At 43.0% G+C, this 25,010-nt stretch carries 28 protein-coding genes; 16 read left to right on the top strand and 12 right to left on the bottom strand.

Features of this window, described 5'->3' with window-relative positions; translation table 11 throughout:
- Positions 1-49: 49 nt before the first annotated feature.
- Positions 50-1,840 (bottom strand): arginine--tRNA ligase, encoded by a 1,791-nt coding sequence (gene argS, locus V6E90_RS19570; protein ID WP_332606242.1) that lies wholly within the window; start codon positions 1,838-1,840, stop codon positions 50-52.
- A gap of 172 nt (positions 1,841-2,012) precedes the next feature.
- A complete protein-coding gene (locus V6E90_RS19565) occupies positions 2,013-2,933 on the bottom strand; it encodes a Dyp-type peroxidase (protein ID WP_332606241.1) in 921 nt (306 codons plus the stop codon).
- A gap of 158 nt (positions 2,934-3,091) precedes the next feature.
- Between V6E90_RS19565 and V6E90_RS19560 the strand changes: the two genes are divergently transcribed.
- The gene (locus V6E90_RS19560; RefSeq protein WP_332606240.1) at positions 3,092-3,718 is read left to right on the top strand and encodes a LysE family transporter; all 627 of its coding nucleotides are present in this window, start codon (positions 3,092-3,094) and stop codon (positions 3,716-3,718) included.
- A gap of 6 nt (positions 3,719-3,724) precedes the next feature.
- On the opposite strand, the gene znuB is transcribed toward V6E90_RS19560, so the two are convergent.
- From znuB to V6E90_RS19545, 3 genes are read right to left on the bottom strand one after another with little or no spacing between them, the layout of a single operon-like run.
- Positions 3,725-4,534, bottom strand: a complete 810-nt coding sequence (gene znuB, locus V6E90_RS19555; protein ID WP_016542582.1) for a zinc ABC transporter permease subunit ZnuB — start codon at positions 4,532-4,534, stop codon at positions 3,725-3,727.
- 3 nt (positions 4,535-4,537) lie between these two features.
- Entirely contained in the window at positions 4,538-5,326 is a 789-nt protein-coding gene (gene znuC / locus V6E90_RS19550) for a zinc ABC transporter ATP-binding protein ZnuC (RefSeq protein WP_016660530.1), read from the bottom strand.
- A complete protein-coding gene (locus V6E90_RS19545; RefSeq protein WP_016542584.1) occupies positions 5,299-5,796 on the bottom strand; it encodes a transcriptional repressor in 498 nt (165 codons plus the stop codon). Before V6E90_RS19545 ends, znuC begins: the two co-directional genes overlap by 28 nt.
- A gap of 222 nt (positions 5,797-6,018) precedes the next feature.
- Here V6E90_RS19545 and V6E90_RS19540 point away from each other — a divergent pair, with 222 nt between their 5' ends.
- The 13 genes from V6E90_RS19540 to V6E90_RS19480 all read left to right on the top strand — a co-directional run bounded on the left by V6E90_RS19540 (position 6,019) and on the right by V6E90_RS19480 (position 16,050).
- Positions 6,019-6,858 (top strand): metal ABC transporter substrate-binding protein, encoded by an 840-nt coding sequence (locus tag V6E90_RS19540; RefSeq protein WP_065344151.1) that lies wholly within the window; start codon positions 6,019-6,021, stop codon positions 6,856-6,858.
- Between the two features lie 170 nt (positions 6,859-7,028).
- Positions 7,029-7,427, top strand: coding sequence for an ATP synthase subunit I (locus V6E90_RS19535; protein WP_016660529.1), 399 nt, complete (start codon positions 7,029-7,031; stop codon positions 7,425-7,427).
- Positions 7,428-7,527: 100 nt separating this feature from the next.
- Positions 7,528-8,403 (top strand): F0F1 ATP synthase subunit A, encoded by an 876-nt coding sequence (gene atpB / locus V6E90_RS19530; RefSeq protein WP_016542587.1) that lies wholly within the window; start codon positions 7,528-7,530, stop codon positions 8,401-8,403.
- Positions 8,404-8,485: 82 nt separating this feature from the next.
- Entirely contained in the window at positions 8,486-8,731 is a 246-nt protein-coding gene (gene atpE / locus V6E90_RS19525) for a F0F1 ATP synthase subunit C (protein ID WP_000424060.1), read from the top strand.
- 39 nt (positions 8,732-8,770) lie between these two features.
- A complete protein-coding gene (locus V6E90_RS19520; protein ID WP_004656525.1) occupies positions 8,771-9,241 on the top strand; it encodes a F0F1 ATP synthase subunit B in 471 nt (156 codons plus the stop codon).
- An 11-nt stretch (positions 9,242-9,252) separates the two neighbouring features.
- Positions 9,253-9,789, top strand: a complete 537-nt coding sequence (locus V6E90_RS19515) for a F0F1 ATP synthase subunit delta (RefSeq protein WP_016542588.1) — start codon at positions 9,253-9,255, stop codon at positions 9,787-9,789.
- A gap of 42 nt (positions 9,790-9,831) precedes the next feature.
- A complete protein-coding gene (atpA, locus tag V6E90_RS19510) occupies positions 9,832-11,376 on the top strand; it encodes a F0F1 ATP synthase subunit alpha (RefSeq protein ID WP_004656522.1) in 1,545 nt (514 codons plus the stop codon).
- Positions 11,377-11,453: 77 nt separating this feature from the next.
- A complete protein-coding gene (atpG, locus tag V6E90_RS19505) occupies positions 11,454-12,323 on the top strand; it encodes a F0F1 ATP synthase subunit gamma (protein WP_005240419.1) in 870 nt (289 codons plus the stop codon).
- Positions 12,324-12,353: 30 nt separating this feature from the next.
- Positions 12,354-13,748 (top strand): F0F1 ATP synthase subunit beta, encoded by a 1,395-nt coding sequence (atpD, locus tag V6E90_RS19500; protein ID WP_004656517.1) that lies wholly within the window; start codon positions 12,354-12,356, stop codon positions 13,746-13,748.
- Between the two features lie 28 nt (positions 13,749-13,776).
- Positions 13,777-14,196, top strand: a complete 420-nt coding sequence (locus V6E90_RS19495) for a F0F1 ATP synthase subunit epsilon (RefSeq protein WP_004656515.1) — start codon at positions 13,777-13,779, stop codon at positions 14,194-14,196.
- A gap of 133 nt (positions 14,197-14,329) precedes the next feature.
- Entirely contained in the window at positions 14,330-14,815 is a 486-nt protein-coding gene (locus tag V6E90_RS19490; protein WP_016542589.1) for a DUF2846 domain-containing protein, read from the top strand.
- Positions 14,816-14,939: 124 nt separating this feature from the next.
- The gene (locus V6E90_RS19485) at positions 14,940-15,590 is read left to right on the top strand and encodes a hypothetical protein (RefSeq protein ID WP_262758506.1); all 651 of its coding nucleotides are present in this window, start codon (positions 14,940-14,942) and stop codon (positions 15,588-15,590) included.
- On the top strand, positions 15,574-16,050 hold the full coding sequence (locus V6E90_RS19480; RefSeq protein WP_332606239.1) for a hypothetical protein: 477 nt from the start codon (positions 15,574-15,576) through the stop codon (positions 16,048-16,050). Before V6E90_RS19485 ends, V6E90_RS19480 begins: the two co-directional genes overlap by 17 nt.
- A 70-nt stretch (positions 16,051-16,120) precedes the next feature.
- Here the strand turns inward: V6E90_RS19480 and V6E90_RS19475 are convergent, their stop codons facing one another.
- The 5 genes from V6E90_RS19475 to V6E90_RS19455 all read right to left on the bottom strand — a co-directional run bounded on the left by V6E90_RS19475 (position 16,121) and on the right by V6E90_RS19455 (position 21,057).
- Positions 16,121-16,717, bottom strand: a complete 597-nt coding sequence (locus tag V6E90_RS19475) for a hypothetical protein (protein ID WP_262758508.1) — start codon at positions 16,715-16,717, stop codon at positions 16,121-16,123.
- Between the two features lie 174 nt (positions 16,718-16,891).
- A complete protein-coding gene (locus tag V6E90_RS19470) occupies positions 16,892-17,437 on the bottom strand; it encodes a glutathione peroxidase (protein WP_332606238.1) in 546 nt (181 codons plus the stop codon).
- Positions 17,438-17,555: 118 nt separating this feature from the next.
- On the bottom strand, positions 17,556-18,329 hold the full coding sequence (locus V6E90_RS19465) for a helix-turn-helix transcriptional regulator (protein WP_332606237.1): 774 nt from the start codon (positions 18,327-18,329) through the stop codon (positions 17,556-17,558).
- A 14-nt stretch (positions 18,330-18,343) separates the two neighbouring features.
- A complete protein-coding gene (locus V6E90_RS19460; RefSeq protein ID WP_016542595.1) occupies positions 18,344-19,558 on the bottom strand; it encodes an MFS transporter in 1,215 nt (404 codons plus the stop codon).
- A 275-nt stretch (positions 19,559-19,833) separates the two neighbouring features.
- Positions 19,834-21,057 carry an MFS transporter gene (locus V6E90_RS19455; RefSeq protein WP_332606236.1) on the bottom strand — a complete coding sequence of 408 codons (1,224 nt, stop codon included), beginning with the start codon at positions 21,055-21,057 and terminating at the stop codon, positions 19,834-19,836.
- A 137-nt stretch (positions 21,058-21,194) separates the two neighbouring features.
- Here V6E90_RS19455 and V6E90_RS19450 point away from each other — a divergent pair, with 137 nt between their 5' ends.
- Both V6E90_RS19450 and V6E90_RS19445 read left to right on the top strand, forming a co-directional pair.
- Positions 21,195-21,848, top strand: a complete 654-nt coding sequence (locus V6E90_RS19450; RefSeq protein ID WP_392390260.1) for a TetR/AcrR family transcriptional regulator — start codon at positions 21,195-21,197, stop codon at positions 21,846-21,848.
- A 103-nt stretch (positions 21,849-21,951) separates the two neighbouring features.
- The gene (locus tag V6E90_RS19445) at positions 21,952-22,872 is read left to right on the top strand and encodes a DMT family transporter (protein WP_016660526.1); all 921 of its coding nucleotides are present in this window, start codon (positions 21,952-21,954) and stop codon (positions 22,870-22,872) included.
- Between the two features lie 393 nt (positions 22,873-23,265).
- Here the strand turns inward: V6E90_RS19445 and V6E90_RS19440 are convergent, their stop codons facing one another.
- Positions 23,266-23,835 (bottom strand): L-threonylcarbamoyladenylate synthase, encoded by a 570-nt coding sequence (locus V6E90_RS19440; RefSeq protein WP_332606235.1) that lies wholly within the window; start codon positions 23,833-23,835, stop codon positions 23,266-23,268.
- 36 nt (positions 23,836-23,871) lie between these two features.
- The gene (dprA, locus tag V6E90_RS19435) at positions 23,872-25,002 is read right to left on the bottom strand and encodes a DNA-processing protein DprA (RefSeq protein WP_023270991.1); all 1,131 of its coding nucleotides are present in this window, start codon (positions 25,000-25,002) and stop codon (positions 23,872-23,874) included.
- Positions 25,003-25,010 lie beyond the last annotated feature (8 nt).

Raw genomic sequence — 25,010 nt, 5'->3', positions numbered from 1 at the left:
AAGCATAGCTTTCGGTCTTGCGACGATGTGCAAAGCGCTGCTTTGCTATTTACATCGTCTCAGGAGCGGATACACCAAGCAATTCTAAGCCATTACGCAAAACTTGCTGTACGTTGATTGAAAGCAATAAACGTGCTTGTGTCAGTGCCACATCATCACCCAATACTTTATGTTCGTTGTACCAAGCATGGAATAGGGCAGCGAGCTCTTTCAGATAGTTACCAATTTGGTGTGGTTCATACACATTTGCTGCACGAACTAAAACATCTGGATAAGCTGCGAGCTTAGATAAGATCTCAGTTTCAGCATCAAGTTCTAAATGATTGGCTTGTTCACGTGCCGCAACAGCATCAAAACTGATCCCCGTAGAAGCTGCTTTTTCTAACATACGGCAAATACGTGCATGGGCATATTGAATGTAATACACCGCATTGTCTTTGCTTTGTGAAACAGCAAGATCGAGATCAAAGTCAATGTGTTGTTCAGACTTACGCATCACATAGTAGAAACGCGCGGCATCATTACCTACTTCTTTACGTAGATCACGTAAAGTCACGAATTGACCTGAACGAGATGACATTTGTACCATCTCACCACCACGCCACAAGCTCACGAACTGAACCAAAAGTACGGTCAGTTTCTTCGAGTCGTAGCCCATGGCATCAATGGCTGCTTTAACACGTGAGATATAACCGTGGTGGTCAGAACCCCAAATATCAATCAGGTCAGTATAGCCGCGTTGTAGTTTATTCAAGTGATAGGCGATGTCAGAAGCAAAGTAAGTGGTTTGACCATTACGACGTTTCACCACACGGTCTTTTTCATCACCGAACTCAGTTGATTTAAACCAGATGTTACCGTCCTTTTCATAGAGGTAACCACGTTGGTCTAATGTCTCCAGTGCTTCGTCAATTTTGTCAGTTAAAGAGTCTTCACTGAACCATTTGTCAAAGGTTACGCCAAAGTCAGCTAAGTCATCTTTGATGTCATCTAAGATGGCATGCAAGGCTGCTTGATGGAAAACACGGTAGTCCGCACCCAAGTGTTGTTGAGAGTTTGCGATCAAACCATCAATGTGCTTTTCTTTGTCGCCAGAAAGGACAACTTTGTTGCCTTCTGCATCGAGTTCTTCAGCGTATTGAACATCTTCTGGTACATCTTTATAAATGTCAGCAACAGCACGAACATGTGCATTACCATCTTTATCAATAATTTCTTGAGCGATTTCTTTAACGTAGTCGCCTTGGTAGGCATTTTTAGGGAAAACTAAAGTTTGTCCCGTCAATTCTAAATAACGTAGATAGGTTGAAGTCGCCAAAATGTCCATTTGACGGCCTGCGTCATTGACATAGTATTCACGATCAACTGTTGCACCTGTTGCTTCTAATAGATTTGCAACCGTCATGCCATAGGCTGCGCCACGACCATGTCCGACATGCAGACTAGAGGTCGGGTTTGCAGAGACAAACTCGACTTGGATTTTTTTAGCTGCATTGGCTTGGCTGCGGCCATAGTCATTTTTTTGTGCTTGGATTTGATCAAGCACGGCATAGCGTTGGTCTGCATTTAAAAAGAAGTTAATAAAACCCGGACCTGCAATTTCTGCTTTGGTAATATCAGCCACTTCTGGGAGGGCTGCCAAGATTTTTTCAGCAAGATCGCGTGGTTTCATGCCAGCCGCTTTTGAGCCGATCATGGCAATATTTGAAGCAAAGTCTCCGTGACTTCGGTCTTTGGTACGGGTTAAATGGCTCGTGTTGGTCCAATCGGAAGGAAGTACACCTTGCTGTTGCAGGGTTTGTACCGCATGATCGAGAGCTGCTTGTATTGCCGTATTCATAGTTACCGAAAATAAATGTCGCGGAAAAACGAACAATATAGCAAACTTTATCGGCTTAGGGGGAGTGGGAATGATCTGGAATTAACATATTCCTATAAAACTTTTTAAGTTCATGTTTTTAAGTTGTGTGTTGAAGATGCTATACCCTTGATAGATATAGCATCTTGGTATTTTAGTCTTCTAAAATTTGTTCCAATAGTTCATCACTTGGCGCAAAATAATAAGCACCATCAATGGCAGTGGTGAAATGCAATAAGCGGTCATGAATACCATCACCTGTGGTGCCAAACATGCGTTTTAGCATTTCATCAATAATACTGAGCTGGTTGGTATAAGCGACGAAAAATAAACCTTGCTCACCTTTACCATCGCCATAAGGCAGGCTGTGACGCAAGATTTCCATTTCTTCACCTTCATCATCTTCCACGACAGTACGTGCCACATGCGAGTTTTGTGGTTTGATGTCATCATCCAGTTCAATCGACTCGAGTTTGGTCCGACCAAAGACATGCTCTTGTGCATCAACTTTGAGTTGTTGCCATTTTGCTAGGTCATGGATATAGCGTTGCGCAAAGATAAAGCTACCATCAGCAAACGCCTCTGCCTGCTCAGAAAGTAGTGCTGCTTCAGCACGGTCATCAGGGAATTGTGGATTTTCAGTGCCGTCAATGAAGCCAGTCATGTCACGACCATCAAAGAAACGGAAACATGCACGTTCGTCCAAGACCTCTACTTTATCTTGGATACCATTAAAGAAGGCTTGGCTCATGGCAAAGCAGATATCAGCACGGGCACTGGCAATATGAATAAATACATCAGCGGGTACCACAGGCATTTGAAACGCACCCTGTTGCGGGTCGAGTTGCTTAAAGCCCTCAGGGGTTTGAGCATAAAGTTGTGCCCACAGTTCAGGACCAAACGCGATCGCTGTTTTAATCTGGTCATTCGGGTGTTGTGTGATTAAACGGTCACGGGTCGAAAGTAGCGCTTCAATTTGTTGTTTTAATTCAGCAATGCTTAAATCTTTTAAACGTAAAACAATAAAGCGGGCATGGTCGGAAGGCAATGGAAGAATGACAGATTGCGCAGTCATTAAAATCTCCTTAGTTATTTTTAAGGGGCAAAAAGGATAATTGTGCCTGATGTTATGAGGGCTGAGTAGCTTATTTGTTAAATTTTCTTGCCTAAAATATCATCGTGAGGCGTTGATAAAACGGTATAATTCATCTTTTATTGTTCAAATCTTTTGCTATGGCTGTGCAGGTTTGGTTTGCTTTTATGTTGGCGTGCTGGGTGATTAGTGTTTCACCAGGTGCTGGCGCAATTGCCTCAATGTCGAGTGGGTTAAACTATGGATTTCGACATGGCTATTGGAATGTCATAGGTCTGCAAGTCGCGTTGATCATTCAAATCATGATTGTTGCAGCAGGTGTCGGCGTCTTGTTCGCGACCACACCTTGGGCCTTTCAGGTGATGAAATGGTTTGGGGTGATCTATTTACTATACTTGGCTTATACGCAGTGGAAAGCACCCATTCAGAACATCGAGATTCAACAGGAGCAGAATGATAAATCTGCCTTGGCTTTGGTATTTAAAGGCTTTGTGGTGAATATGAGCAACCCCAAAGCAATCGTGTTTTTATTGGCTGTTTTGCCACAGTTTTTGGACTTGAATCGACCGCAATGGCTGCAATACTGCATCATGGCGACGACAATGGTGACGATCGACCTGATTGTCATGGCGGGTTATACCGGACTAGCATCGAAAGTATTGAGACTGCTTCGTTCACCGACACAGCAAAAATACTTAAATCGTGGTTTTGCGGTGATGTTCAGTTGCGCAGCCTTATTATTGAGTGCCATTCAGCAATCGGCCTAAACCTCGTTAGGCAGATTGTGACTGGCTTTTGAGTTTCTGTACGATAAAAATGGCAGCAAAACACAGTGCCATGCACAACACAATGCTCAGGCCTGTTGAAATATTTAAGGCAGCACTTGACCATAGGCCAACTGTGACGCCAAGCTGTGCCAGAATAAAGGCCCAGACCACCATCTGTTTGGGAGAGTGCGCCAGTAAGCGTGCGCTAAGTGCTGGAATCACCAACAGTGCACCCATCAATAATGAACCCACCGCACGTAAAGCCAGTACCGTAAACAATGCCAATAACAACATAAAGATCAGGCGTTGCCAATTGGCACTGACGCCTTCACTCATAGCAATATCAGGATCAATCGCAATTTGAATTTGTGCTGACCAAGAGCGATACAGTACGATCAATGCGGCGATGATGACCACCGCAAACATCGGTAAATCAGACCATTCGATACTGAGTAAATCACCGAATAAATAGCTGAGCAATTCAGGGCGTAGACTTGGCACTTGTTGAATCAAAAGTAAGCCTGAGCAGAGTAGGGTCGCAGAGCTTAAAGCGAGCAAGGCATCATTGGGAAGGCGAGAGTCATGCAGCACCCACAGCAATGCAACCAGTAACAGCGCCAGACAGGCAACACCCAACCAGAAAGGTAAATTTAAAATACCTGCAACTGCGACCCCCAGTAGGGTGCCGTGAGCCATGGTATCGGCAAAAAAAGACATTCTGCGCCACAGCATTAGGCAACCGAGTGGAGCGGTCAGAAAAACCAGCAATGACCCCATGATCCAAGCAGGTAGGAGGAGTTGTAACCATTCCATCATGGCTTAGACCTTTGGCTCTGGGTGAATGTGTGGGCGTGGATCGTGAGAACACGGTTCGGCATGATCACTATGCCCACAGTGATTATGGTGATGCTGATAGAACATTCGTTGTGTGCCAAAAATGGCTTGATATTCTGGATGCTGTTGAATATTTTCAGGCAAACCGCTGCAACAGATGTGTTTATTGAGGCAGACCACACGATGCGTACCTTGCATGACCCATTGCAAATCATGCGACACCATCAGGACGGCACAACCATAGCGTTCGGGTAAGCTGCGTACATATTCATACAGTTCAGCTTCGGACTGGATGTCCAGACCTTGCATCGGTTCATCCAAGACTAAGATATCAGGCTGCCGCAGTAAGGCTCGAGCCAGTAAAACGCGTTGCCGTTCACCGCCTGATAGCTGCTGTACTTTGGATGCTTGTAATTTTTGGATGCCGGTGTCGCGGACAATCTCTGCACGTAAATCAGCGCTGCAGATTTCAAGATCAAGTAAATCTTGTACCCGTAAAGGCAGGCTAGCAGACGGATTAAACTTCTGCGGCACATAAGCCAGTTTTAATTTTTTTGAAAAGTGCACCTTGCCTTTATTGGGTGACATGATGCCAAGGAGTACTTTGATTAAGGTTGATTTACCTGCGCCATTGGGACCAATCAGCGTCACAATCTCTTTTGACTGCAAAGCAAAATCGACATTTCTCAAAATATCCCGTTCGTCACGTCGAACCGAGACTTTCTCCAACTGTATAAGCGGAGTGTTTACTGGAGTGTGCTGCACTGATGACATTTTCCAGAAATTTCAATAATGCTGTGTTGCGCTAAAAACTGGTCTGAGGCGGCAAGTTGGTCGAGTTGTTGAATCAAGCCTTGCGCAGAAGCCTCTTTGACAGAATGGCATTCGGTACAAATCAGGAAAGCAGCTTGGTGTCCTTCACGTGGATGGCAACAAGGTATATAGGCATTGATTGAGGTCAGTCTGTGAATGAGGCCTTTTTCTAATAAAAAGTCTAAACTGCGATACACTGTCGGTGGGGCAGCAGGGCGGTCTGCTTGGCCTTTAATTTTTGCCAATAAGTCATAAGCACCCATTGGGCCAGAGGCATTCAAAATGAGTTCAAGCACTTCTTTACGCAAAGGGGTCAGGCGAGCGCCAGTCGCAGTGCATAACAATTCTGCTTCAGCAAGTCGCGCTTTAATATCGTGATGACCATGAACACCATGTAATGCATTGTCATGTTCATGTGAACAAGAACTCATAGATTGACCTCATTGTTTTTGTAGAACCTATTGATCTGTTACAGCGCCATAAAAGGCTGATGGCCTTACAATAGATTCAATATCATAACACGCAATTTAGGATAACTATCTATATATAGTTAAAGCCAAGTCTGTTCAGGTGATGAATCTCGAAAATAGACATAGGCATTTTTTAACTTTTGTTATATTATAACATGCTTCGCTAAATTGAGTAATGCTGTGATGTCTCGCCTAATTGTTTTGGTCTTGTTTTCGATGTTAAGCACATGGGGCTGGACACAAAGCTTGGTGGTTTCAACACACCCAATTTATTTGATTGCTAAACAAGTGACAGACGGAGTAGAAGAGCCGATCCTGTTATTGAAAGATCAAAGTGGCCATGATGTGCAACTCACACCCGCCCATCGTAAAGCGATTCAAGATGCTTCCTTGGTGATTTGGCTGGGTAAAGCCCATGAAGCGCCACTGGAAAAAATGCTGAACCAAAACCGTAAAGCAATTGCTTTATTAGACTCAGGCATTTTAACCGCTTTGCCGTTACGTAATTTACGTGGTGTATCTATGGCCAATACCGTAGATAGTCATGTGTGGTTAGATCCGAATAATGCGGTTCGGATCGCTTTCTTTATTGCAACTTTACGTTCTCAGCAATACCCAGAAAATAAAGCCAAATACATGGCCAATGCCAAAGAATTCTCTCAGCAGATGCTGCAAGCCTCACAACAATATGAAAGCTCGAATAAAGCCAAAAACTATTGGTCTTATCATGATGCCTATCAGTATCTAGAACGTGCTTTGAACTTAAAATTTGCGGGTGCATTGACCGATGATCCACATATTGCCCCAACGGCAGCTCAAATTAAGTACTTAAGAGACAATCGTCCGCAAAATAAAATGTGTCTATTGGCCGAAACGACAGCAAGTGCCAGTCAGTACCAAAAAATGAACCCAGTAGTTTTCCAGTCGGTCGATGAAAGCATGCGTGGCGAAGACAATTTTGTAACAGCGTGGCAAAAATTGGCTTCAAAAACCGATAAATGCGTAATAAGTGCACAAAATTGATCAAAAAAATAAAAATCAATTGACTCTATCGTCAAAAAATATGGTAACGAAAAAAGCAGACTTAAGTCGAGAAAAGATTGCATGTTCAGGGGTGTAACTCTATAATGCCTGCGATTCGAAACGATCATGATTAAAACTTGTCAAGCAGTTCTGCTGTAAGTGGGTAAAAAATGAGCCAAACTAGTCGCATGATTGACCGACGATTAGCAAAAGCTTTGGTCTTCTTACAAGCGTGTATGATTCCTGTTGCCGCTTTACTGGCATGGGCAATCAAAGATACAACTGCTGCTTTGAGTGCTGCGCTTGGGGCTTTGGTATGTTGGTTGGCACATTGTTATTTTGCTTGGCAGTCGTTTAGAACGGCAGGCGCAAGAGCATCAAAACAAGTCATGCTGAATATGTACCGAGGAATGCTCGGTAAGTTTGCGATTGTGATTGTGGGTTTTATATTAATTTTGAGCAATGTTAAACCGCTGTCACCGGTTGCATTGTTTTGTGGATTTATTCTCGTACAAGCGATGTCGTGGGTCGCGCCATTTTGGGTGGCACGTCTACAAAAACGAGGGTAAGGCACATTTTGAGATTTTTGGAAGTAGAGACGGGATCTTTGCCATCCGCTTGATTCGTTTCTACTTCTTTTTAATGATTGACATTGACCAGGTGTGATTTATGGCTGCTGAAGAACATGCCCTGACTTCGACCGAGTATATCAAGCATCACTTGACCAATATGACCTATGGCAAAATGCCTGACGGTACATGGAAATTGGCTGAGACTGCTGAAGAAGCTCATTCGATGGGGTTCACTGCAATTCACTTGGATTCAATGGGTTGGTCTATCGGACTTGGTGTGATTTTCTGTTTGTTGTTTTGGACAGTTGCGAGAGCTGCGAATGCAGGTGTTCCAACTAAATTCCAATCAGCAATTGAAATGATTATCGAGTTTGTTGACTCAAGTGTTCGTGATACTTTCCACGGCAAATCACGCTTAATTGCACCCTTGGCATTAACCATTTTCGTGTGGATTTTCCTCATGAACGCAATGGACTTAATCCCAGTTGACTGGATTCCGTATACAGCTCAATTGATTGGTGCAAACGTATTTGGCATGGACCCTCACCACGTTTACTTCAAGGTTGTTCCTTCTACTGACCCGAACATTACCCTTGGTATGTCGTTGTCTGTATTTGTTTTAATCTTGTTCTATAGTATTCGTGAGAAAGGGATCGGCGGTTTCGTCGGTGAATTGGCACTTAACCCATTCAACCCAAGTAACCCAGTTGCAAAAGCGTTATTGATTCCAGTGAACTTAATTTTGGAATTAGTAACTTTCCTTGCTCGTCCAGTTTCGTTAGCTCTACGACTGTTCGGTAACATGTATGCGGGTGAGTTGATCTTCATCTTGATCGCATTATTGCCGTTCTGGATCCAGTGGGCGTTATCTGTGCCTTGGGCTATCTTCCACATTCTCGTAATCACGCTGCAAGCATTTATCTTTATGATGCTGACCATCGTTTACTTGAGCATGGCAAGCGAAAAGCATTAATGGTATTGCCTGATTGTCACCTGACAGTTGGGCTTAAATTTTAGTTTAATTTGGTAATAACCTAACCTCTGAGGAATTTTTCATGGAACTCACTTTAGGTCTAGTTGCAATTGCATCTGCTATCTTGATCGCTTTCGGTGCTTTAGGTACTGCGATTGGTTTCGGTCTTTTAGGCGGTCGCTTCTTAGAAGCTGTTGCTCGTCAACCAGAATTGGCTCCACAACTTCAAACTCGTATGTTCTTAATCGCGGGTCTTCTTGATGCTGTGCCTATGATCGGTGTTGGTATTGGCTTGTTCTTCATCTTCGCTAATCCATTTGTAGGTTAATAGCTTAATTCCTAAATCCACATATTGAGGAATAGCGAAATGAATATCAACCTCACATTGATTGGCCAAGCAATTGCATTTGCGATCTTTGTCGCATTCTGCATGAAGTTTGTATGGCCTCCACTAATCAATGCGATTAGTGAGCGTCAGCGTAAAATCGCTGATGGCTTAAATGCTGCTGAAAAAGCAAAAGCTGACCTTGCTGATGCGCAAGCACAAGTTAAGGCAGAATTAGACGCAGCAAAAGCACAAGCGGCTCAATTGATCGAACAAGCGAACCGTCGTGCAGCACAATTGATCGAAGAAGCGCGTACCCAAGCATCTGCTGAAGGTGAGCGTATTCGTCAACAGGCGAAAGAAACTGTTGATCAAGACATCAATTCTGCTCGCGAAGAATTACGTCAACAAGTTGCTGCTTTGGCAGTTGCTGGCGCAGAAAAAATTCTGAACCAACAAGTTGACGCAGAAGCTCATAATGCCATGCTGAATCAGCTGGCTGCTAAACTTTAAGCGAGGCGAATATGGCTGAACTCTTGACGTTAGCACGCCCGTACGCCAAAGCAGCATTTGCTTATGCATCTGAGCAGAATGCAACTGACGCTTGGTCAAATGCGTTACAACTGCTCGGTGCTGCGGTGCAAGACGAAGCATTTTCCGCTTATTTAAATCGCCCTGAGCTGACTCCTGCGGAACAAGTAGGTCTTTTTGCCAAGGTTTTAGGTGAAGATCAGTCTCAATCAGTGTCAAATTTTTTGACCTTGCTTGCAGACAACGATCGTTTGGTTTTATTGCCTGAAATCGCAGCAGAATACGAATTACTTAAATCGCAGAACAACAACACATTGGAAGTAGAGATTGAATCTGCTTTCCCAATGGATGCGACACAAGAGCATATTTTAGCTCACGCGCTTGAAAAACGTTTTAACAGAACAGTTCATGTCTCTGTTAACGTTAATCCAGCGTTGATCGCAGGTGTTGTGATTCGTGCAGGCGACCAAGTGATAGATGACTCTGCGCTTAACAAGCTTGAAAAAATGCGGACTCGTCTTCTTGCCTAACAGCAATAAGACTGAACTTAAAAAAGATTGAGGAATAGCGCAATGCAACAACTGAATCCATCCGAGATCAGTGCGCTCATTAAACAGCGTATCGGCGATCTGGACACCAGCGCGACCGCGAAGAATGAAGGTACCATCGTCATGGTATCTGACGGTATCGTGCGTATTCACGGTCTTGCAGATGCAATGTACGGTGAAATGATCGAATTCGACGGCGGCTTATTTGGTATGGCACTGAACCTAGAACAGGATTCAGTGGGTGCCGTTGTTTTAGGTAACTACCTAAGCCTGCAAGAAGGTCAAAAAGCTCGTTGCACAGGTCGTGTATTAGAAGTTCCGGTTGGTCCTGAACTTCTTGGCCGTGTCGTAGACGCTTTGGGTAACCCAATTGATGGTAAAGGCCCGATTGATGCAAAATTAACTGATGCTGTTGAAAAAGTAGCACCAGGTGTAATTTGGCGTCAGTCTGTCGACGAACCTGTTCAAACTGGTTATAAATCAGTTGATACCATGATCCCTGTAGGTCGTGGTCAGCGTGAGTTGATTATTGGTGACCGTCAAACTGGTAAAACAGCAATGGCGATCGATGCGATCATCGCTCAGAAAAACTCTGGCATTAAATGTGTATACGTTGCGATTGGTCAAAAACAATCAACAATTGCAAACGTAGTACGTAAGCTAGAAGAAACTGGCGCTATGGCGTATACAACTGTTGTCGCAGCTGCGGCCGCTGATCCTGCAGCAATGCAGTATTTAGCTCCGTACTCTGGCTGTACAATGGGTGAATACTTCCGTGATCGTGGTGAAGATGCATTAATCATTTATGATGATTTGTCTAAGCAAGCTGTTGCTTACCGTCAAATTTCATTATTGTTACGTCGTCCACCAGGTCGTGAAGCGTATCCAGGTGACGTATTCTATCTTCACTCGCGTCTTCTTGAACGTGCTTCGCGCGTTTCGGCTGATTATGTTGAGAAATTCACGAACGGTGCAGTAACAGGTCAAACTGGTTCTTTAACTGCATTACCGATCATTGAAACTCAAGCTGGTGACGTATCTGCATTCGTACCAACCAACGTAATTTCGATTACTGACGGTCAGATCTTCTTAGAAACATCATTATTCAACGCAGGTATTCGTCCTGCTGTGAACGCGGGTATCTCGGTATCACGTGTTGGTGGTTCAGCTCAAACTAAGATCATCAAAAAATTGTCTGGTGGTATCCGTACTGCTCTAGCACAATACCGTGAATTGGCTGCGTTTGCTCAGTTTGCTTCTGACCTTGATGAAGCAACACGTAAGCAACTTGAGCATGGTCAACGTGTAACTGAGTTAATGAAGCAAAAACAATATGCTCCATACTCAATTGCTGACCAAGCTGTTTCTGTATATGCATCTAACGAAGGCTACATGGCTGACGTAGAAGTGAAGAAAATCGTAGACTTTGATGCTGCGTTAATCTCTTACTTCCGTTCTGAACATGCTGCGTTAATGCAACAGATCGATGAAACTGGTGATTACAACAAAGACATCGAAGCAGCGTTCAAAGCAGGTATTGAGAGCTTCAAAGCGACTCAAACTTACTAAGTTTATCTTTAGTTAAGTTTGGTTCACGGATCAACCTTCGGAAGCTCGAAAGAGCTTTCGAATACTAGGTTAAGCGTATGGCAAATTTAAAAGAAATTCGCGCCAAAGTAGCTAGTATCAAGAGCACGCAAAAGATTACTCGCGCGATGCAAATGGTAGCTGCTTCGAAAATGCGTCGTGCGCAAGAGCGCATGGCTCAGGGCCGTCCGTATGCCGATAATATGCGCCGTGTAATTGCTCACTTGGTCCAAGCAAACCCTGAATATAAACACCGTTATATGGTTGAACGCCCAGTTAAGCGCGTTGGCTATATCGTAGTGTCTTCAGATCGTGGTTTGGCAGGTGGCTTGAACATTAACTTGTTCAAGAAAGTTGTGCAGCATGTCAAAGCACAACAACAGCAGTCAATTGAAGTTGAATTTGCTTTGATTGGTCAAAAAGCGGTTTCGTTTTTTAAGAATTACGGCGGTAAAGTGCTTGGTGCAACGACCCAACTTGGCGATGCGCCGAGTTTGGAACAGTTAACAGGCTCAGTGCAAGTTATGCTTGATGCATTTGATAAGGGCGAATTAGATCGTATCTACCTCGTATCAAATGGCTTCGTCAATGCAATGACTCAGCAGCCTAAAGTTGAACAACTTGTTCCTTTAGCACCGGCAGAAGAAGGCGATGACCTCAACCGTACTTATGGTTGGGACTATCTCTACGAACCAGAAGCAGAAGAATTGTTAAATGGTTTGTTGGTTCGCTACATCGAGTCTATGGTTTATCAAGGTGTGATTGAAAACGTTGCATGTGAGCAGTCAGCTCGTATGGTCGCGATGAAAGCAGCGACAGACAACGCAGGACAATTGATTAAAGACCTACAGCTCATTTACAACAAGCTGCGTCAAGCCGCGATTACTCAGGAAATTTCCGAGATCGTTGGCGGTGCCGCTGCCGTTTAACATTATTAAGTTTGAATTGAGGAGACAGCAATGAGTAGCGGTCGTATCATTCAGATCATCGGCGCGGTTATCGACGTCGAGTTTGAGCGCAATAGCGTTCCTAAGATCTATGACGCTCTCCAAGTTGACGGTACTGAAACTACATTAGAAGTTCAGCAACAGCTTGGCGATGGTGTTGTTCGTACCATCGCAATGGGTTCTACAGAAGGTCTTAAACGTGGCCTAAATGTAACCAGCACAAATGCACCGATTTCTGTTCCAGTAGGTCCAGCGACACTTGGTCGTATCATGGACGTATTGGGTCGCCCAATTGATGAAGCAGGTCCTGTAGCGACTGAAGAGCGTTTGCCGATTCACCGTCAAGCACCTTCTTATGCTGAACAAGCAGCTTCGACTGACCTTTTAGAAACTGGTATTAAAGTCATCGACTTACTTTGCCCGTTCGCGAAAGGTGGTAAAGTTGGTCTGTTCGGTGGTGCCGGTGTTGGTAAAACCGTTAACATGATGGAGTTGATCAACAACATCGCGAAAGCTCACTCAGGTTTATCTGTGTTTGCTGGTGTTGGTGAGCGTACTCGTGAAGGTAACGACTTCTATCACGAAATGAAAGATTCTAACGTTCTTGACAAAGTAGCAATGGTCTACGGTCAGATGAACGAGCCACCAGGTAACCGTTTACGCGTAGCGTTAACTGGTTTGACCATGGCTGAATACTTCCGTGATCAAAAAGACGAAAATGGTAAAGGTCGTGACGTATTATTATTCGTCGACAACATCTACCGTTATACACTTGCGGGTACTGAAGTATCAGCATTGTTAGGTCGTATGCCATCTGCAGTAGGTTACCAACCGACACTTGCAGAGGAAATGGGTGTTCTTCAAGAGCGTATTACGTCGACTAAATCTGGTTCGATCACATCGATCCAAGCAGTATACGTACCTGCCGATGACTTAACAGATCCATCGCCTGCAACAACGTTTGCTCACTTAGATGCTACCGTTGTATTGAGCCGTGACATCGCATCTTCTGGTATTTATCCAGCGATCGATCCACTTGACTCAACTTCACGTCAGTTAGATCCATTGGTTGTTGGTGCTGAGCATTATGAAATTGCACGTTCTGTACAGAACGTATTGCAACGTTATAAAGAGCTTAAAGACATCATCGCAATCTTGGGTATGGACGAGTTAGCTGAAGAAGATAAATTGGTTGTTTACCGTGCGCGTAAAATCCAACGTTTCTTCTCTCAACCGTTCCACGTCGCTGAAGTATTTACTGGTGCGCCTGGTAAATTAGTACCACTTAAAGAAACGATTCGTGGCTTTAAAGGTCTATTAGCTGGTGAATACGACCACATCCCAGAACAAGCGTTCTATATGGTTGGTGGTATTGACGAAGTGATTGCTAAAGCCGAGAAACTTTAATTAGCAACTCTAATTTAAGGAGATTCTCATGGCGACTATGCAATGTGACGTTGTAAGTGTGAAAGAGTCGATTTACTCTGGACAAGTTACGATGTTAATCGCAAAAGGTGCGGGCGGTGAGCTTGGTATTTTACCAGGACATGCGCCACTCGTAACTTTACTCCAACCGGGCCCGATTCGTGTTCAGTTGGAAAATGGTACAGAAGAAATCGTGTATGTATCTGGCGGTGTGTTAGAAGTTCAGCCTCATGTTGTGACCGTGCTTGCAGATACTGCAATCCGCGCTGACAACTTAGATGAAGTAGCAATTATGGAAGCTCGTAAACAAGCTGAACAATTGCTCGCAAATCAAAAGAGTGATCTGGATTCTGCTGCTGCGCTTGCTTCGCTTGCAGAAACTGCAGCTCAGCTTGAAACGATTCGTAAAATCAAAAACCGCGCACTTTAATTATTGCTGGTTTGAGATTGAAGAAAGCCACCGTCAGGTGGCTTTTTTTTTATTTTAATGTCTTGAATAATTATAATTTTTCTATAAATTACAAAGCTTAATTTAGAATTATTAGTCCAAAGAGAAAATCATCATGAAAATGATAAAAAGTCTTCCGTTTTTGATCGCTGTGGCTTTTGTGGGGTGTGCATCGGTACCAACAGCAAATAATCAACTGAATGAACAAGCTAAGAAGCTTGAAGCTCCTTCGCAAGGCAATGCTGCAATTTATGTCTATCGTTCAAACAGCGCGTTTGGTGCCGCATTGAAAAAAGATGTATGGATTGACGGTGAGTGTTTGGGTGAAACGGCACGTGGTACCTTTTTCTTCAAAGAGGTCTCAGGTAATCAAGAACATACAGTTTCAACTGAATCAGAGTTCTCGCCTAACCATTTAGTGCTTAAAACAGAACCTGGTAAAAATTATTTTGTTCAACAATCGATCAAAATGGGCGCATTTGTTGGCGGTGCAAATGTGAAACTAGTTGATGATGAAACTGGGAAAAAAGCAATTCGTGAGTATCAGTTAGCCCAATCAGGTAAATGCAGTAAACCCACCATCGCACTCGATAAGAAATAAAGAGAAAGCCACCGTCAGGTGGCTTTTTTATACATTCAAATCAGGAGCTATATTTTATAGATAATTATCATTTTAATATTAATTCTTGTTATCATTTGTAAACTTGAAAAATGAGAACTTTAACGTGCAATCTAAAATCTTACTTCTAGCGCCTTTATTTATCATGTCTGTTGGCTGTACTGTAACTAAAACGCCTGAGGGGAAATCTATTGGCATGTTGCCAATAAAATCAGCGCCTAAGCATGAGCGTTATTTGAATATAGACAGTAGTGCGAGTAAAGCTGACAAAATTCAGATGTATCGTGATCAGTTAATTGAAAAGTTTCCGAATCAAGACTTTACATTTATCCGTACTTTTCCATACCGTGCTTATCAATCCTATGACTCTTTTACCCCTCGTCCTTATATGATCAATACAATTGATGGTCATCAGGTCAAAGTACCTGAATTTATAATGTTTGGATCAAAAAATGTATTGTTAACAGAGTTAGCTCAACAGGATTTAAAGGTACCTGTTGGCGTGCATGATTTAGTGATTATAAATGGATTCAAAAGTACAAGTTATTATACCGAAATAAAAAATGTGAATTTTGAGAAAAATAAAAATTATGTCATGGGTGCGGATTATAGTAAGGAAACTGGTTCTCGGCTTTATATTGCAGAATATGAGATAGATCAAAGGTTTAAAACGAATGAGCCAGAATCTATTGTGATTAAGAAAAAAATTGTTGAAGGTATTGAACAAGGAAATTTGAAGTATGTCAAAATTTACTAAATCCGTATTTAAATTTAGTTTATTGTTTTCGATCTTGCTGTCTAGTGGCTGTGTGCGAATGATGCTGCCGACCTCTGAATCACAGCTTATTCAGCAATCTGTGGGGGGTGGATATAGCACTGAACTCAACATGGATTATATTCAAGTATATGCAAATTTAAAACGAGCTTATGATAAATGTGTCGCCTATAAAAGCCCTGTACCTAATGATATGAGTTATATTGCGGTAGACGGTCAACTCGAGCGTGATAAGCATCAAGCTACAATTGAAGCTAAAGCAAACTATGGAACCTATGTTTCTAAAGTGAATTTGAAAGAGATACCAGATGGAAAAACTTTGTTAACCTTATATCTTTCAAAAAGTAAGCTTTTGACCGGAAATAAAAATGCTGAGTTGTCGCAGAAGAGATTTGAACAAGAACAGTTAAGAGCCTTAGGAAATGATCCTAAGTGTAATTAGAAAGATGCGATAAAAAAGAAAGACTGAGTAATAAACGAATCGTTTAGCTCAGTCTTTTGATTTTTTATCTCTAAGCGTTTGAATCAGCTTTATCTCCCAATACCAAGGTCGCAAGCTTCACCATATCCATTTGAATCGTATTGAACTGTTTTTCAATCTTGGCAAAATCAATTTTTGATAAATCCGTTTGACCATGTAATAAGGGCATATTTAATAGCTGTTGATTAGCAGCCAATAAGCTTTGGCGGATCTGATCGACTTCATTACTTTTTAAATTCAGTGATAATAAGGCATCGTGCAGCTTATGCAATTCTTGATTCAACTCACCCGTAGTACTTTGTAGCTGTTGCACATTTTTATCTTGGATGGCCTGCTCCAAATTACTTTGCGATTGCTTGAGCAAGGTGACATAGTCACCAGTTTCAATCTGCAATTTGGCAATATCACGGGCGATATTGAACATATTGCCACGGCTTAGGTTCTGCGTATCTTGAGCTGCTTCGGCTTCTACTTGCTCATCCTCCGCCTGGGTCAGGTTCTGTTCAATCCCAGCTGTTGATTCAGCCCCTTCATTGCCCTGAGGCGTTTGATCACAACCAGCTAGTATGAAAGCTGTAGCAAGTGTGGATGCGAAAAGAATGGCTTTGATAGAGAATTTTTCCATCATGGCTGAACGACACCAGATTACAAGAAGAGGGTCACTATAATGAGAAACTGTGGAGAAAAAACTGATTTTTGCAAATTAGCAACAGTTTGAAGGGCATAGGGGAGTTGAACGCGGATTCTACATTTTGCATAGAAAAGAACAGATTAACTGCTCTTTTCTATTTGTTTCTTAAATTTATTTTGCTAATTCAGCTTCAATTGCACTGACAATACGTTCATCATCGGCAGTGATATCTGGTGCAAAGCGAGCAACAATTTCACCCTGCTTATTTACCAAGAATTTTTCAAAATTCCATAACACTTCAGGTGGGTTATTTGGGGTTAAACCATAATCGACCAAGTCTTTCCACCATGGGCCTTCGCCTTGACGTTCTGGAATAGCCTGTGTCAGGGTTTGATACAAGGCATGTTTGTCATCACCCGCAACTGAGATTTTTGCGAAAAGCGGGAAGTGCACATCATAATTCAATGAACAAAACTGTTGAATTTCATCATTGGTTCCAGGCTCTTGTTCTAAGAAGTTATTCGCGGGGAAGCCCAGAATTTCTAGGCCTTGCTCTTTTTTGGCCTGATACAATTTTTCTAAACCTTCGTACTGTGGGGTAAGGCCACACTTTGATGCCACGTTAACGATCAACAGAACTTTGCCTTGATATTGATTGAGATCAATCTCTTGGCCTTGGATGTCCTTAACGGGAATGTGATAAACCGACTGGCTCATGGGATACGTCCTAATTTGTTGTTGTGACAAAACCTATTTGTTTTAACTGCTATTGCTGCTGAGTGCAATGCTCTTAAGATGATTGCATACAAATAATGTGTAAAACCAAGCCTTTGTTTTAAAGTGCTGCATTTTTGAGTTGAATGGGAGTCTGCCCTGTATAGCGTTTAAAAAACTCAATAAAACTGGAACTGTGCTGATAACCCAGGGCAAAAGCGAGTTGTTTGATGGTCATGCCTTGGCGGATCTGATTAATCGCAAAAATAATTTTGGCACGATTACGCCACTCGGACAGGGACAGTTGCAGCTCTTGCTGGCTGAGGCGTAATAGATGTCGCTCACTGACTGCAAAGTGTTGTAGCACTTGTTGCAGACTGCTATTAAACAGATCGGGATCGGCAAGTTGTTGCAGAATCGGTGCTAAAATTGGATGACTGCTTTGAGGTAAATAATGTGAATAGGCAGGTGCCTGCTTAAGTTGATCGAATAAAACTTGAAGCAGATGTTCGAGATATTCAGGCGCGGCAAGCTGTTTTTGCTGCTCTAAGATTTGCAGTACTAAGGCCCGAAAAAACGGTTCAATACTGAAACAGCGACAACTATCCCCTAAAAAATCACCAAATTTTGGATGTAGACGAATACAGATATAGTGAATTTCGTGTTCAACCGGCAGTGATTGATGTTCAGTTCGTGGCGGTAACCATAATCCATAACTGGGCGGTGATAAGTAGTATTGACCTTCAATATCAAATTCTAAAGTTCCATTTAGACTGAAATTGAAATCGCCCCAAAGTGAAGAATGAGGTGTGACAATATCATCCTTTTGATACAGAAATTCATGGACTTCTATACCGTGCAAGAATGGAAATTGTTCAGCAACATCATGCTTCATTTGAGGATCTCATGTTAATTCTCGAAAGTTACTTTCGGGTTATTCAAGCCTTTGGCCAAAGTGAAGATACTAATCAATGCTAAGGCAACAAAACTGATTACACCATAAATTAAGATATTTTCATTGAAATGATCAACCACATAACCGCCTAGTAGCGAACCTGTGGCAATCATGACTTGGAACATACCCACAAACAGAGGCATGCCTTTTTCAACTGCGTGAGGTGCATGCACAAACATCCAAATATTGGCAGAAGTCGGGAAGGCACCAAAAGCGAAGCCCCATAAAGCAGTCAATACAATTGCCCCAAATTGGTGAGTCGCGAAAATCGGAAAGCCGAAGAACACGATTGTAAAGCAGACCCCAACAAAGGCGAGGGTATAGCGTACATTTAAATTGCCGCTATAGCCTGCAAATGCATTGCCAAAAATACCTGCAATACCGTAGAGCAATAATAATGAACTGATCGTAGTACCATCAAAGCCAGCAATATTCTTAAAGAACGGTGCCAAATAACTATAGGCACAGAAGTGTGCAAGACCGATGAGCAGAACAATCAGCATCCCACTGCGTGCTTTGGGGGTACGGAGTAAGGCGGGTAGGTCACGTAAATGAATGGCTGACTCAGGTTTGAGTGCTGGTAGGAAAATCAACTGTAGCACTAACACCACCAAGCCGATTGCTGCGGTAATTCCAAAGGCACTACGCCACCCATAGAATTCACTGAGCCAAGTCCCGATTGGGACACCTAAAACGGTAGCAAAGGTTACTCCAGCCATCACAATGGCAGTTGCTTTCGCAATCGGCAAATGTGGGGGTGCAAGTTTGCCACTGAGCGCGATGGCAGTGGCCCAGAAGCCACCAATTGAAATACCAAGGACCAAACGACTGAGCAGCAATACATTAAAGCTATCTGCAAAGGCCGTAATGGTGTTGGCAATCACCATAATCGCGGTTAATAGAATCAACACATAACGACGATCCAGTTGTTTCACGGAAATCGGCAGTAAGGGTGCAGCAATCGCAGCCATCACCCCAGGTAAGGTAATGATTAATCCTGCTGTACCTACTGAAATGTTTAAGTCGGTTGCGACACTATTGAGAACACCCACAGGTAAGAATTCGCTGGTGACCAGTGCAAAGGCAGCAACAGCGACAGCTAAAATTGCATACCAGCTTCCTTGTGTGGTTTCAGTGGGTCGTGCGTCTGAAGAGGTGGATTGTTCCATGAGAATTTCCTTATTTGTCAGTTGGATGACAAAAGGGTGGAGAATAAGTTGGTTTTTATAACGATCACTATAAAATAAAATAGTGGATAAACAACGTGTCGTCAAATATTTTTATAATGATCATTATGAAAATATCTGTAAGGCTTATGAGAAATCTGCATAGCTGGGACAATTGATACTGGAACGGGACATTATCAATACGGTCGCCTTAACTTATCGTTGTAGAGCGGCGACCATTGATTATTGCTCAAAGACGAGTTTCTTCTCGGCTTGTATCATTGTTTTTGATAATGGATTTTAGGATTGTTGAGACCGCGTGCCAGTGTAAAGATCAATACCAAAGAACAGAGCACTAACGGCAGCATGGCGAAAAATAAGACCGTACCATTAAAATAATCCACGATAATACCGCCAAACATACTGCCCAACGCAATCAGGATTAAGAAGGTTAATGTCACCATTGGCATGCCTTTTTCAACAGCCTCAGGGGCATGGGTGAACATCCAGATGTTGACTGCGGTTGGGATAATGCCATAAGCGAAGCCCCATAAAGCCGTCAAGATGATGGCAGAACCGATATGTGCTCCAGTTAGCGGTAAGCAGAGAAAGGCAAAGAAGAAGGTGATCGCACTGACTGCAAAGGTATAGCGGATATTCTTCTGACCCAGATAGCCTGCAAAAATATTGCCAAAAATCCCAGCAATCCCATAGATCAGCAGTAAACGGCTAATCAGACCATCAGAGAAGTCTAGCTGATGCTTAAAAAAGGCAGAAAAATAACTGTAGGCCGCAAAGTGTGCAAAACCCATAAAAATAAAGATGATCAGTCCTTTACGTGCAGCAGAATGTTGCAACAAGATTGGTAGCTCTTTCCAACGTAGAGAAGAAGCAGGTTTCAATTGAGGCAGATAGAGATACTGGAAGATAAACAGGAGTACCCCCATCAATGAAATCGCCGTGAAAGAAGTTTGCCAGCCATTATACTGAGCCAACCATGTACCCATCGGCACACCCAATACACTGGCCAAGGTCACTCCGAACGCGACCCAAGCAGTGGCCTTGGCAATGGGTAAATGAGGTGGGGCAAGACGACCGCTTAAAGCAACTGCAGTGGCCCAGAATCCACCAACCGCAACGCCTAAAATGATACGTCCGACTAAGAGCAGGATAAAGTTAGGCGCAAAGGCTGTAAGCAGATTGGCGACAATCATCAGCAGGGTAAGCATCAGTAATAAAGTACGCCGATCCAGTGTCTTCGCCGAAATAGGAATCAGCACTGCCGCAAACATGCCGACGATTGCGGTCAATGAAACGGTTAGACCTGCTGTTCCCACAGAGACTTGAAAATCCCGTGCGATGTCATTGAGTACTCCAATCGCAAGAAACTCACCTGTGACCAAGGCAAAAGCGCTGAAGGTAACAGAGAGCAATGCCAGCCAGTTCCCTTGGGAAGGGTTTGACGCCAGTGCGTTGATGTCTGTTGCTGATGGGTTTTCCATAAAAATTCCCTTTATTGTTAGTGAGATAACAATAAAATTGAAAAATATTAATTTTTTATAACGATCGATATAAAATAAAATAGTTGATTAATGTTGCTGCGTCAATTAATTTGATAGTGATCGTTATGAAAATATCTGTGACTGTTATGACAAATGCACCTGATCCTCTGCCAATACCGTGTGATGACAGCTTGAAAAAGAAGCGTGGTCGTCCGAAGTGTTTTGACGAGCAGCAGGCTTTGGAAAAAGCCATGTTGTTATTTTGGGAGCATGGTTATGAAGCCACGTCGATCAGTGATTTAACGCAAGCGCTAGAGCTGACCGCGCCAAGCTTATATAGTAGCTTTGGTGATAAAGCTGGGCTGTTTTATAAATGCATCGATTATTATTTGGCGCATGAGGCTTGTCCGATTGTGCCTATTTTTTTAGAAGCCAAAACCGCAAAAGTTGCATTTGAGCTTTATTTATATGACAACGTCAAACGTTTAGCGCAACCCAATAAACCAGCAGGGTGTATGTTGGTGGTTGCTACCATGAACTGCTCGGACAATGCACAGGCGGTGCAACACAACATTCTGGAAAAGCGTTTGCAGACCAAGCAAAAACTGTTTGAGCGTTTAGAGCAGGGCGTTGCCAACGGGGATTTGCCAGCAACAGCACCTTTACAGGAAATGACAGACTTCTATGCAACGGTTGTGCAAGGTTTGACTATTCAGGCACGAGATGGGGCAACGGTTGAACAATTGCATAAAGTGGTTGAACATGCGATGCGTGCTTGGGAGCTATTCTAAGCAGTGATGTCGTGACTGCGATATAAATGTCTGAAATACGATATTTCAATTATTTTGGACATCTTCCACAATACTCCCATTGCTGAGATATGGTGAGGAAATGATGGGTCAGTTGAGTAAATACCAGAAATGGGCTTTTGTCTTGCCCTTGATAGCCGTTTTGATTTGGTCGCTGAATATTGCCGTGACCCGCTATGTGGCGGACTATATTTCACCCGTCAGTATCAGTTTTTACCGCTGGTTGGTCGCCTTTGTGATTTTAACGCCGTTTATGTTACCGAAAGTATGGAAACAGCGCAGTTTAATTGTGCCATACCTTCCTAAATTAGCGGTGTTGAGTGCCTTTGGCATGGTGTTATATCAAGGTCTTTCTTATACCGCGGCGCACTATACCACGGCAACCAATATGGGCATTGTGAATGCTTTTGTCCCGATCTTTACCATTTTTATCTCTTATTTCATTTTAAAAGATGCACCGAATCGTTTTGCGATTTTTGGTAGCGTATTGTCCTTTGCTGGCTTGATCTATGTCATGAGCCAAGGTCATCTTTCGAGTCTATTTGCACAAGGTGGACATTGGGGCGATGCGGTGATGGTACTCGCTGTCGGGTTCTATGCCTTTTATGGCGTCTTTCTGAAAAAGTGGCAGCTACAATTGCCATTGCTGACCAGTCTCTACGTACAAATTGCGTTTGCTTTGTTGTATCACCTGCCATTTTTACTTTGGTTAGGCCTAGATAGTATCAATGCTGAAAATGCAGCCAGTGTTTTCTATGCAGGGATGTTTCCATCGCTGATTGCACCCTTATTATGGATGGTGGCGGTACAGGCGATTGGCCCAAACCGGACCAGTATTTTTATGAATTTAATGCCTGTATTTACCGCAATTATTGCAAGCCTATGGTTGTCGGAACATTGGACGATTTACCACACCATCGGTGGCGTGATGATTCTGATCGGTATCGTTATGGCACAGAAGAAAACAGTGAAAGCACCTGCACAATTAGCAGAACCTGCAGCATAAATGTGAAATAAAGCGGTGCGTTTGCTCAAAATAACAACAAACGCACCAAATTATTTTTTTAATGACTGTGCTTTCTATATGATTTGCAAATATATTTTTAAGATTTATTAAATTTATGATCAAAAAAAAGCTGAATAAAAATATAAATATAATTTTATTGAAAATGCAGAACTGACAAAATTGGTACGCTTTTCACACTTTTTGTTAGATAAATAATATATTTGTATAAATGAGACGATTCCCCCATAATAACCAACACAGCAAGATGATTCATTTGAGAATGAATAAGTTGCTTATCAAATTTGCGAACCCTCTGGATGTGATTATACACATCCTTTTTATGCTCAGTTATCCCTATATAACTGAGCTTTTTTTTGTCCGCTATTCACCTAATTAGGCGCGAACAACTTCACCTGTCAGTGCATTCAAAATGCGACTTGGTTCTCGACTCAACCCTAAATCACCTTGTAGGTAATTTAAGTTATTACCAAAATAAGCCTGAGCATCTTCCAAGCGTTGCGCGGGTGCAAGACCTGCAGGGTTGGCACTGGTAGAGACAATAAAGCCGCCAAATTGCTGACATAGCGCCATGCACAATGGATGTGTTGTTACTCGAACCGCGACCAAAGGATGTTGGCCTTTGATCCATGTTGGAATACTTTGATCAGCAGGAAGTAGCCAGGTTGTGGCACGTTCTGTCTCAAGGCGATTCGACCACGTCGCAATCACTTGCTGACGGATTGTTGTGTCTAAGTCCTGCAATAAATGTTCCACTTGCTGTAAGTGGCCAGCCAATAAGATCACACCTTTTTCAATAGGGCGATGTTTCAGTTCCAGAATCTGCTGAAAGGCTTGCTCCTTGAAGGGATCACAGCCTAAACCCCAAACCGCTTCAGTTGGGTAAGCCAGAACCTGCCCTTGTTTTAGAAAGTGTGCTGCTTCGGAAATAGAAGATGTGATCATGGAGTGTGTAAAAAGAAAAGGGAGAATAGGACTAGTTTAATGCATTGGGCGACAACGTAAATAGCGTCCTGCTTGTTGTAGGCATAAGCCCAGTAATTCCAATTCCATTAATTGAGCGGTTAACTCTGCAATCGTGATTGGATGGTGCTGAGCCAGTTGATCTAAATCTTGTCCAATCCAGTCCAAACTCTGATATAACGCAATTAAATGTGTAGGTAGGCTCGGTGGCGCTGTTGTGGTGTGTTCCGCTGTTTGTTGTTGAGTTTGCCATTGCGTTGGTAGTGCTAAATCTTCGATGACCTGTTCGGGATGATCGACCAGAATCGCGCCTTCTCGAATCAGTTGATGACAACCTTGATGATGTTCACTGTAAATATGCCCAGGAATCGCGAATACCATTTTACCTTGATTGGCTGCTTCATTGGCAGTGATGAGAGAACCACTTTTCAGTGCAGCCTCAACCACCAATACTCCTAGACTTAGGCCGCTGACAATTCGATTACGTCTTGGGAAGTGTTGTTGTAAGGGCATCGTGGTCGGCAGAAACTCAGTCACGATGGCTCCAGATTGGGTAATTTGTTGTGCCAGTTGTTTGTGCTGAGCAGGGTAGACGCTATCGAGACCTGTACCTGTCACTGCAATGGTGCGTTGATGTGCCAATCCACCCTGATGTGCAGCTTGGTCAATCCCATGTGCCAAACCACTGCTGATATAAAAGCCTTTTTCACTGAGATAATAAGCAAAATCATAAGCGACTTGGCGCCCATGTGGACTCGGTTTACGGCTGCCGACCATGGCAATCTGTGGCTGTAATAAGGCCTGTGCCTGACCTTGTCCAAATAAAATAGGAGGACGATCTGCATATGGCAAGAGCTGAGTGGGATAACCTAGATCTTCAGGCGTTAAAATAAAATCACTAGATTTACAAACCAGATCAAGCAATTGTTGGAATTGTTGTTGACCCTGAGGGCTTTGAAATTCTGCTAAACGTTTTAAGTGATTGGCATGTAAGCCCAGTTGTGACCATTCTGAGAAACGATGCGGTTGTGTTGCTTGTTCACAGTCACCAAAGTGCTGCTGAATTTTGCTAAAACTCGACAGCGAATGCTGAACCAAGTACCACACCAACACGGTGTGATAGTGATGAGGTGATAATTGATTCAACATAGGCGTTT

Source organism: Acinetobacter sp. ESBL14, assembly GCF_036668815.1.
GTDB classification, from domain to species: Bacteria; Pseudomonadota; Gammaproteobacteria; order Pseudomonadales; family Moraxellaceae; genus Acinetobacter; species Acinetobacter gyllenbergii.
The sequence above is the reverse complement of the archived record's forward strand: the minus strand, read 5'-3'. Positions and strand labels throughout refer to the sequence as shown.

Coding starts and splice junctions, on each gene's coding strand:
- atpE (WP_000424060.1), top strand. CDS start 8,486: ATGGAACTCACTTTAGGTCTAGTTGCAATTGCATCTGCTATCTTGATC.
- V6E90_RS19465 (WP_332606237.1), bottom strand. CDS start 18,329: ATGAAGCATGATGTTGCTGAACAATTTCCATTCTTGCACGGTATAGAA.
- atpD (WP_004656517.1), top strand. CDS start 12,354: ATGAGTAGCGGTCGTATCATTCAGATCATCGGCGCGGTTATCGACGTC.
- V6E90_RS19455 (WP_332606236.1), bottom strand. CDS start 21,057: ATGGAAAACCCATCAGCAACAGACATCAACGCACTGGCGTCAAACCCT.
- dprA (WP_023270991.1), bottom strand. CDS start 25,002: ATGTTGAATCAATTATCACCTCATCACTATCACACCGTGTTGGTGTGG.
- V6E90_RS19495 (WP_004656515.1), top strand. CDS start 13,777: ATGGCGACTATGCAATGTGACGTTGTAAGTGTGAAAGAGTCGATTTAC.
- atpA (WP_004656522.1), top strand. CDS start 9,832: ATGCAACAACTGAATCCATCCGAGATCAGTGCGCTCATTAAACAGCGT.
- V6E90_RS19440 (WP_332606235.1), bottom strand. CDS start 23,835: ATGATCACATCTTCTATTTCCGAAGCAGCACACTTTCTAAAACAAGGG.
- argS (WP_332606242.1), bottom strand. CDS start 1,840: ATGAATACGGCAATACAAGCAGCTCTCGATCATGCGGTACAAACCCTG.
- znuB (WP_016542582.1), bottom strand. CDS start 4,534: ATGATGGAATGGTTACAACTCCTCCTACCTGCTTGGATCATGGGGTCA.
- V6E90_RS19515 (WP_016542588.1), top strand. CDS start 9,253: ATGGCTGAACTCTTGACGTTAGCACGCCCGTACGCCAAAGCAGCATTT.
- V6E90_RS19475 (WP_262758508.1), bottom strand. CDS start 16,717: ATGATGGAAAAATTCTCTATCAAAGCCATTCTTTTCGCATCCACACTT.
- V6E90_RS19540 (WP_065344151.1), top strand. CDS start 6,019: ATGTCTCGCCTAATTGTTTTGGTCTTGTTTTCGATGTTAAGCACATGG.
- V6E90_RS19560 (WP_332606240.1), top strand. CDS start 3,092: ATGGCTGTGCAGGTTTGGTTTGCTTTTATGTTGGCGTGCTGGGTGATT.
- V6E90_RS19545 (WP_016542584.1), bottom strand. CDS start 5,796: ATGAGTTCTTGTTCACATGAACATGACAATGCATTACATGGTGTTCAT.
- V6E90_RS19480 (WP_332606239.1), top strand. CDS start 15,574: ATGTCAAAATTTACTAAATCCGTATTTAAATTTAGTTTATTGTTTTCG.
- atpG (WP_005240419.1), top strand. CDS start 11,454: ATGGCAAATTTAAAAGAAATTCGCGCCAAAGTAGCTAGTATCAAGAGC.
- V6E90_RS19460 (WP_016542595.1), bottom strand. CDS start 19,558: ATGGAACAATCCACCTCTTCAGACGCACGACCCACTGAAACCACACAA.
- V6E90_RS19520 (WP_004656525.1), top strand. CDS start 8,771: ATGAATATCAACCTCACATTGATTGGCCAAGCAATTGCATTTGCGATC.
- znuC (WP_016660530.1), bottom strand. CDS start 5,326: ATGTCATCAGTGCAGCACACTCCAGTAAACACTCCGCTTATACAGTTG.
- atpB (WP_016542587.1), top strand. CDS start 7,528: ATGGCTGCTGAAGAACATGCCCTGACTTCGACCGAGTATATCAAGCAT.
- V6E90_RS19445 (WP_016660526.1), top strand. CDS start 21,952: ATGGGTCAGTTGAGTAAATACCAGAAATGGGCTTTTGTCTTGCCCTTG.
- V6E90_RS19470 (WP_332606238.1), bottom strand. CDS start 17,437: ATGAGCCAGTCGGTTTATCACATTCCCGTTAAGGACATCCAAGGCCAA.
- V6E90_RS19535 (WP_016660529.1), top strand. CDS start 7,029: ATGAGCCAAACTAGTCGCATGATTGACCGACGATTAGCAAAAGCTTTG.
- V6E90_RS19565 (WP_332606241.1), bottom strand. CDS start 2,933: ATGACTGCGCAATCTGTCATTCTTCCATTGCCTTCCGACCATGCCCGC.
- V6E90_RS19490 (WP_016542589.1), top strand. CDS start 14,330: ATGAAAATGATAAAAAGTCTTCCGTTTTTGATCGCTGTGGCTTTTGTG.